The organism is Kitasatospora sp. NPDC091257 (assembly GCF_044757675.1).
Taxonomy (GTDB): Bacteria; Actinomycetota; Actinomycetes; order Streptomycetales; family Streptomycetaceae; genus Kitasatospora; species Kitasatospora lactacystinica.
Map to the genome: position 1 here is coordinate 1 of NZ_JBIVVI010000524.1, position 5,977 is coordinate 5,977.

The window sequence follows — 5,977 nt, forward strand, 5'->3', positions numbered from 1 at the left end:
GGCCGGTGCTCTCGTAGATGTGCCGCATCCACTTCCAGGCGGTGGTGCCGTCGTGGTTGGCGAAGAAGGCGTCCGGGAAGGGGTTGTGGCGCAGCAGGCGCAGAGTGGCCCGGTCGCCGGACAGCAGGCGGGCGACGAAGGGGAGGAACCAGGGGCGGGCGTAGGCGGAGGAGATGCCGGCGAACCACATCAGCCAGTCGAGCCGCAGGTGGTAGGGCGCGAACTGGCGCGGGCGGCGGCGCACGTCGCCGGGCTTGCCCTTGAAGCCGTACTCGCGCCAGACGGTGTGCGGGGTGAGCACCGTCTCGTCGGTGCCCTCGACCACCACCTCCTGGCGGAACCGGTTGACACTGCCGAAGGCACCGTAGGTGTTGACGAGGTGCAGGCGGTTGAAGGAGCGGTTCATGGCCTGGCCGCGGGAGATCATGTTGCGCACCGGCCAGTAGCTGAGCACCAGGACGGCGGCGGTCAGCGCGATCACCAGCACCTCGTACCAGACCGGGGTGCCGGGGTAGGCGCGGGCGTGGACGGGCAGGCCGAGGCGGGCCGGTTCGACGGCGGCGAGGGCGAGGGCGATGGTCAGCCAGTTGAGCCAGGCGAAGTTGCCGGACGCCACCAGCCAGAGCTGGGTGGCGATGACGGCGCAGGCCGCGCCGCTCGCGACCGGCTGCGGCAACAGCAGGCCGACCGGTACGACGAGTTGGACGATGTGATTGACGGCGGCCTCGACCCGGTGCAGCGGGGCGGGCAGGTGGTGGAAGAACCAGCTGAGCGGTCCGGGCATCGGCTGGGTCTCGTGGTGATACTGGAGGCAGGTCAGGTCGCGCCAGCAGCTGTCGCCGCGCAGCTTGATCAGTCCGGCGCCGAACTCGACCCGGAAGGCCAGCCAACGCATCAGCCACAGCACCAGGGTGGGCGGGGCGGTGTCGGCGTCGCCCAGGAAGGCGGCGAGGAAGCCTGCTTCGAGCAGCAGGGACTCCCAGCCGAAGGAGTACCAGGTCTGCCCGACGTTGACGATGGAGAGGTAGAGGGTCCAGAGCACCGCCCACAGCAGGATCGACGCCCAGAGCGGGACGGCGTCGCCGAGCCCGGCCGCGACGGCGGCGGCGAGCGCGGCGCCGCTCCAGGCGACGGCGGCGAAGAACCGGTCGCTGTAGTGGAGGTGGAACAGGCCGGGCGACCGGCGGAACGGGACCCGGGCGGTGAAGCGGGGCACCGGCAGCATCCCGTCGGCGCCGATGAGCGCGCGGAACTGCCCGGCGGCGGCCAGGAATCCGATCAGGTAGAGGGCGGCGAGCAGGCGTTGGACGAGCAGCCGGCTCAGCCAGTAGTCGGGGGCGGCGAACCAGTCCATGCGGCCCATGCCTACCATCCGGTGCCCCGGGCACGGGCCCGGTCGGGGCGGCGGAGCGGGGAGGGTTCACCCGCTCGGCCCGGGCGGCGGGCCTCCGGCAGTGCCCGGCGGACGCGGACAAGCACGGGAACGTCACCCCGCGGGCACCCGGCGGGCTCCCGGCGCCGGACGGCAGCGTGGCGGGGTCCTCTCCACGGGGGTGAGAGGCGCCCCGCCACGGTGGTGGACGGTCCGCACCCGGCCGGGGTTCAGGCGGGCAGGCCGGGTCCGGCCCCGCCGGCGACGGCGGAGCGGCCGGGCACGGAGGCGCCGCTCTGCTGGAGCCGGTCGACGAGCAGGGCGGCCAGCGTGCCGAGTTCCTCCTCGGTGCGGGACTGGGCGGTGATGTCCATGCCGACGGTGAGGACGCCGTTGATCCGTCCGGTGAGCGCGGCCCGCAGCGGGGTGCAGGTGAAGCTGAACACCTGCCGTCCGCGCTGCGCGTCGGGACGGGCGGAGTCGATCCGGACGTCGTCGAGGACGGCGGTGCGACCGGTGTGGTACGCCTCCACGACGGTCTGTTCGAGGCCCGCGGCGCCGAGCTGCGGGTAGGCGGCGCCGATCGTCCCGTAGGCCGTCGGCGCGCCGAAGGTGTCGGTGTGCTGGGCGTTGGCGTACCGGATCTCCTGGACCGGGCCCTCGGTGAGCATGATGGGGAACGGCGAGCCGTCGAAGGCGGCGAACATCTCCTGGCGCTGGGCGAGCAGGCTGTCGCGCAGCCGGATCTCGGAGAGCAGCGCCTCGGCGAGGTGCTGGATGTCGCGCAGCCGCTCGCGCCCCCACTGCCGGGGTTCCCGGTCGAGGACGCAGACGGTGCCGATGACGGTGTTGGTGTCGTCGACGAGCGGAGCGCCGAGGTAGGCGCGGACGCCGAGTTCGTCCACCACCGGGTTCCCGGCGAACCGGGGGTAGGCGAGGATGTCGTCGAGGGCGAGGGGGGAGCGCTGGGCGACGACGTGCGGGCAGAAGCCGTGGCTCAGCGGCATCTCGCGGGTGGGGAGGTCGAACGCGATGCCGCGGTCCGCCCAGGACGATCCGTCCTCGGCCCTGGCATCGGTCGAACTTGGCGGAATGTAGAGCCCGCGGAACATCTGGCGTTCGTCATTGATGAAGTTGACCATCGCGATGGGAGCGCGCGTGATACTGGCTGCGAGGTGGGCGAAGCGGTCGAAGGCCTCGTCCGCGGACGGGTCGTTGAGCCCGAGGCCGCGCAGCCTGCGGGTTCGCGCGGACTCGCCGGAGGCACCCGGGAACTGGCCTTGAGTGCTCATCACATCAGTCATGGCGCACATGTAACCAGACATCAGAACAGCCGGACCGTCCCGATCGACCGTTCCTCAGCCTTGCCGATGGCCAGTCAAAACTGCACGTGAACGACCGGTCGACGGACCGTCACGGAAGCGAAGATCGATTCCCGGCCGGGGCCGGGGCGAAACCCCTCCGGGCGGGGACGGGCCGAATCGCGCCAATCCAAGATCGACTCTGGGCTGCCCCGGCACCCCATACAACAATGAGCCCTGCCGAAGACACGGACGATGCCCGCCACCGGGACACCGCCCGGTGACGCATGCGCCGATCGCACCGGGGCGACCGGCCGGAACTCCCGCACACCCACCGCCCCCGCGGGGTTGCCGGAGCGGCATCGACGGCACGAACGGAGGCACGGCACCGCACACACCGAGAGGACCGGAGCATGGCGATGGACTACTTCACCGACGACCGTCACGAGGAGCTTCGCGCCGAGGTCCGTGACTTCGCGGAGAAGGAGGTGCGTCCGCGGGTGGCCGGGATGGAGGCCGAGCGGAAGATCGAGTTCGAGCTGGCCCGGCAGATCGCCCGCCAGGGCTGGATCGGCGTGACGATCCCGCGGGAGTTCGGCGGCCTCGGCCTGGGGCACGTCGCCAAGACCGTGATCATCGAGGAGTTGGCCCGGGTCAGCGGGGCCGCCGGCTCGATCGCGCAGGCCTCCCAGCTGGGCGTGGCCAAGGTCCTCCACTACGGCTCCCAGGCCCAACGCCGCAAGTGGCTGCCGAAGTTCGCCTCCGGGGAGTGCCTGCCGACCATCGCCGTCACCGAGCCGGAATCCGGCGGGCACGTGCTCGGGATGACCGGAACGGCGGTGCGCGACGGCGACGAGTACGTGCTCAACGGCCGCAAGTGCTTCGTCGGCAACTCCCACATCGGGGACGTGCACGGCGTGGTCCTGCGCACCGGCCAGGGCAGCCGGGGCCTGTCCGCCTTCCTGGTCGAGAGCGACCGACCCGGGTTCCGCACCGGCTCCCCCGGGTCGCAGAGCGGGCTGCACGGCTTCAGCTTCGGCGAGATCCTCCTGGAGGACTGCCGCGTCCCGGCCGGCAACCGGCTCGGCCGGGAGGGGCAGGGGCTGGACGTCGCCTACTCCTCCTCCACGCTCTACGGCCGGATCAACCTCGCCGCCGTCGCGCTCGGCATCCACACCGCGATCGTCGAGGACACCGTCCGGTTCGCCGGGGGACGCGTCCTGTACGGCCAGCCGCTCAGCCAACTCCCGAACATCATGCTCAAGCTGGGCGAGATGCAGTCCCGGCTGATGACCGCCAGGCTCGCCGCCTACCATGCCTCCCACCTGCTCGACCACGGCCGCGCCTGCGACGCCGAGCTGATGAACGCCAAGCTCATCAACACCGAGTACGCGCTGGACTCCGCGCGCAACGCCATGGAGATCCACGCCGCCCGCGGCCTCCAGCCCGAGTTCGGCATCGAGCGCTACCTGCGGGACGCCACCCACGTCTACCCGCCGGCCGGCACCTCGGACGTCCAGCGGCTGCGGCTCGGGCAGTTCGCCTCGGGCACGTACGGCAAGCAGTGGTCGGCGGAGCTGTCCGACCTGACCAGCTGGGCCTGGAGCGAGCTCGCCGCCCAGCGGGAGGCCTCGGTGGAGAAGCCGCCGGGGAGGGGCGGACGGGTGCTGCCGATGCCACTGGCGGGCTGAGGCCCCACCTGCCACAGCGGCACTTGACCTGTTCCTGGCGAATTCCTCGGGGGGTTGTCCCCGCCCTCCGGGAACCGTCGGCACCATCGGGGCGAGGGCCGCGAGCTGCGGCGATGCACCGGCGGACCCTCCGGCCCGAACCTCGCTCCGACGCCATCAGCCCATCAGGACGGGCCAGTTGATATTGCGTCGACGCCGCCCGGGGCTGATAGCGTTCCGTGCCGTCGACGGCCGCGCTGCACCGCGCCGGAGCAGTGACAGCACGTCACCGGCTCCGGCACCCCCGGCCCCGACTCCCTGAAGCCCGGCCGCGCCGTACGGGATCGACCCCGCCGCTCGGACCCACCGGTCCGGACCGGCGTCCCGGTCCCGCGACTCGGCCCTGCAGCAAGGAACATCGGCCCTGCAGCAAGGAATCAGATGCCAGGCATACCGGCCCCCCGCACGGGCCACCGCGCCGGCCGGTCCGGCTCGCTCCGCGGCCCGCTCCTCTCCCTCGTACTGGTCCCCAGCCTGGGCCTCGCCGCCGCCTGGGGCTACGCCGTCCACCTGCTGCGCGACTCCGGACAGCGCACCGCACTGCTGGCCGGCAGCGCGGCCGTCGCCCTGGTGCTGCTGATCAGCCTGGTCCGTGGCGTCCGGACCGCCTGGGCCCTGTCCGCGCGGCTGTCCGGACTGCGGGCCGACACCTTCGCGCTCGCCCAGCAGGAGATCCCCGAGGTGGTCGGACGGCTGCGCGCCGGGGAGCAGGTGCCCGCCCCGGCCGTCTGGGCACCGTCCCGGCGGGCCGGCGACGACGTCCAGCAGACCTCGGAGGGCCTCGCCGCCGTCCGCCAGGCCGCGATCGCCGCCATCGTCCACCAGGCCCAGGGGCGCGAAGGGACGAAGAAGGTCTTCCTCAACATCGCCCGGCGCACCCAGATCCTGATCCACCGGCAGATCAGCATGCTGGACGCGCTCGAACGCGAGCACGAGGACCCGGAACTGCTGCGCGAACTGTTCGCGGTCGACCACCTGGCCACCCGGATGCGGCGCAACGCCGAGAACCTGGTCATTCTCGGCGGCGCCCTGCCCGCCCGGCGCTGGCGCAACGCCGTGCCCATGGTCAACGTGCTGCGCAGCGCCGTCTCGGAGACCGAGAGCTACTCCCGGGTCGTCGTCCAGGGCGTGCCGCGCGTCTCGCTCGACGGACAGGCCGTCGCCGACGTCATCCACCTGGTCGCCGAGCTGATCGAGAACGGCACCACCTTCTCCCCGCCGTACACCCAGGTGCAGGTCTCGGCTCAGGAGGTCGGGGAGGGCCTGGCGGTCGAGGTCGAGGACCGCGGGCTCGGCATGACCGAGCAGGAGTACCAGCGGTTCAACGCGTACCTGGCCAACCCGCCCGAGCTGGACGTCTCCGCGCTCGGCGACGACCTGCGGCTCGGTCTGTTCGTCGTCGCGCGCCTCGCCTCCCGGCACGAGGTCCGGGTCTCGCTGCGGCCGTCCCCGTACGGCGGCACCCGGGCGGTGGTGCTGGTGCCCTCGGCCCTGCTGGAGCAGGCCGGACACCCGGCCGCGGTGCCCGGACTGCCGTCGGGGGCCCGGATCACCCGGGCTCCGGTGTCCGAGGG

Annotated in this window: 4 protein-coding genes; 2 read left to right on the top strand and 2 right to left on the bottom strand. The window is 72.5% G+C overall.

The features are described 5' to 3' along the window. Both ACIQOV_RS23325 and ACIQOV_RS23330 read right to left on the bottom strand, forming a co-directional pair. Nucleotides 1–1,354: lipase maturation factor family protein (locus ACIQOV_RS23325; protein WP_401051334.1), on the bottom strand; the 1,354-nt coding region annotated here is incomplete at its 3' end. 248 nt (nucleotides 1,355–1,602) lie between these two features. Further along, nucleotides 1,603–2,676: a GAF domain-containing protein gene (locus ACIQOV_RS23330; RefSeq protein ID WP_401051326.1), complete on the bottom strand. Its 1,074-nt coding sequence runs from the start codon at nucleotides 2,674–2,676 to the stop codon at nucleotides 1,603–1,605. 410 nt (nucleotides 2,677–3,086) lie between these two features. On the opposite strand from ACIQOV_RS23330, the gene ACIQOV_RS23335 reads away from it, so the two are divergent. Both ACIQOV_RS23335 and ACIQOV_RS23340 read left to right on the top strand, forming a co-directional pair. Continuing rightward, a complete protein-coding gene (locus tag ACIQOV_RS23335; RefSeq protein ID WP_401051329.1) occupies nucleotides 3,087–4,364 on the top strand; it encodes an acyl-CoA dehydrogenase family protein in 1,278 nt (425 codons plus the stop codon). A gap of 420 nt (nucleotides 4,365–4,784) precedes the next feature. Beyond that, on the top strand, nucleotides 4,785–5,977 hold a 1,193-nt coding region (locus ACIQOV_RS23340; RefSeq protein WP_401051331.1), incomplete at its 3' end, for a sensor histidine kinase.

Coding starts and splice junctions, on each gene's coding strand:
- ACIQOV_RS23330 (WP_401051326.1), bottom strand. CDS start 2,676: ATGACTGATGTGATGAGCACTCAAGGCCAGTTCCCGGGTGCCTCCGGC.
- ACIQOV_RS23335 (WP_401051329.1), top strand. CDS start 3,087: ATGGCGATGGACTACTTCACCGACGACCGTCACGAGGAGCTTCGCGCC.